Annotated in this window: 2 protein-coding genes; one reads left to right on the top strand and one right to left on the bottom strand. The window is 42.3% G+C overall.

All coding sequences use genetic code 11. The features are described from left to right. Positions 1–1,139 (top strand): adenylate/guanylate cyclase domain-containing protein (locus CH376_RS23865; protein WP_243398328.1); only part of this gene is annotated, 1,139 nt, incomplete at its 5' end. Positions 1,140–1,147: 8 nt separating this feature from the next. On the opposite strand, the gene CH376_RS23860 is transcribed toward CH376_RS23865, so the two are convergent. Continuing rightward, a partial coding sequence (locus tag CH376_RS23860) for an EAL domain-containing protein (protein WP_133124675.1) occupies positions 1,148–1,730 on the bottom strand: 583 nt, incomplete at its 5' end.

The raw sequence follows: 1,730 nt of genomic DNA, 5'->3' as shown, positions 1-1,730 counted from the left end.
AATTTCAACCGACTCTTGCTCTCGCCTTTTCGTGCATCATGCGAAAGCATCTTCTCGGAACCCGTGTAAAAGAAGAAATTCAAATCCTTGAAAGAAATTTACCGGAGAATATTCCGATTTTCGGTTTTTATACGTTCGGCGAAATCGCTCCTTTGGAAAACGAAGATAGAAGCCTGCTTCATAACTGTACGATGGTAACACTTTTGATCGGAACTTCGACGGAAGCGGAAACGAATCACAATCTTTCTTCTGTAACGGAGAGCGGGATCTCCGTTAGTCTTCTTTCGGATAAGGAACTGAACGAAGAGATCAAAAAGGAGAATCGATTTCTAAAAATGAAGTTCGATCGTGAATTGGAATACAGGAAGAATTTGGAAAACGTAAAAGATTTTCACGGTTCGATCCTAAAGACGATCAACCAGGAAGTGGAAGCCGCGAGAATCGTAATCCAAAGAAAGAACGAAGAGTTGGAAAAGTTATATCAACAACTGAGTGTTGAAAAGAAAAAATCGGACGATCTACTTTTGAATATTCTGCCGTACGAAGTTGCGGAAGAGCTAAAAGAAAGGGGAGTCGTTGAACCCGTGTATTACGAATCGGCTTCGGTTTTATTTACCGATTTTAAGAATTTTACTCTTATCGCGGCTAAAATGAAACCTTCGGATTTGGTTCGTGAACTGGATTTTTATTTTTCCGAATTTGATAAGATCATCGAAAGGCACGGTCTTGAAAAATTGAAAACGATCGGAGACGCGTATATGTGCGCGAGCGGTTTGCCCAAAGCATCTCCTTCTCACGCCGTCGATTTGGTCAACGCGGCTTGGGACATTCAAAACTTTATGAACGGTTTAAAAGCATCGAAAGGGGACGCGGCTTGGGAGTTAAGGATCGGAATCAATTCCGGTCCGGTGATGGCAGGAATCGTAGGAAGAAGAAAATTCGCGTACGACGTTTGGGGAGATACGGTCAATCTTGCTTCCAGACTCGAATCCAAAGGGGAGCCCGGAAAGATCAACATCTCTCAATTTACTTACGAACTCGTTCGCGAAAACTTTCTCTGCGAACATCGTGGAAAGGTTCCCGCTAAAAATAAGGGTGAAATCGATATGTATTTCGTAATGGAAAAGAAAAAAAATTAATCCGTCGCTTAACGTTTTAGACCCTGCAACAACGGATCCACGTTAGGCGTTTTTTCAAATACCTGCGATAAGCCCCCGATGTTCATCGGGTAATAATAATGATAACCTTGCAGATAGTCCGCGCCCGTATCGATCGCAATTTTCTCGTATTCCTGATTTTCAATCCCTTCCAGGATTACTTTTTTTCCCATCGTATGTATGATGCCTACGATGGAGGTAAGAATTTTTATCTTCGCGGGATCGTATAACGCGCCGAAGACCAGGTTCTTATCTATTTTTACGATATCCGAAGGGATTTGTTCTAGTCTTGAAAAATTGGAATGGCCTTTTCCGAAATCGTCGATGGCTATCTGAAAACCTTCGTAGTGCAGAATTTCCGCCTGTTCCTTTAGTCGATCGATCGCGTAGTTATCGTCTCCGTCGATCGAAGTCTCCGTGATCTCGACGAGGATCTTATCCGGAGTCATCTCGTATCTTCTAATAAATTCCAAAAGTTTTTCGGTGATTTCTTTCTGGTTTAATTGAATCGGCGAAACGTTGATCGTTAACTTACAATCGGGATCGATGCCGGACACTTTTCTAAGAATCGAA

Origin of the sequence: Leptospira adleri, from assembly GCF_002811985.1 — a bacterium.
Lineage (GTDB): Bacteria > Spirochaetota > Leptospiria > Leptospirales > Leptospiraceae > Leptospira > Leptospira adleri.
Note: the sequence above shows the minus strand (reverse complement) of the source record. Positions and strands in the feature narration are given on the sequence as shown.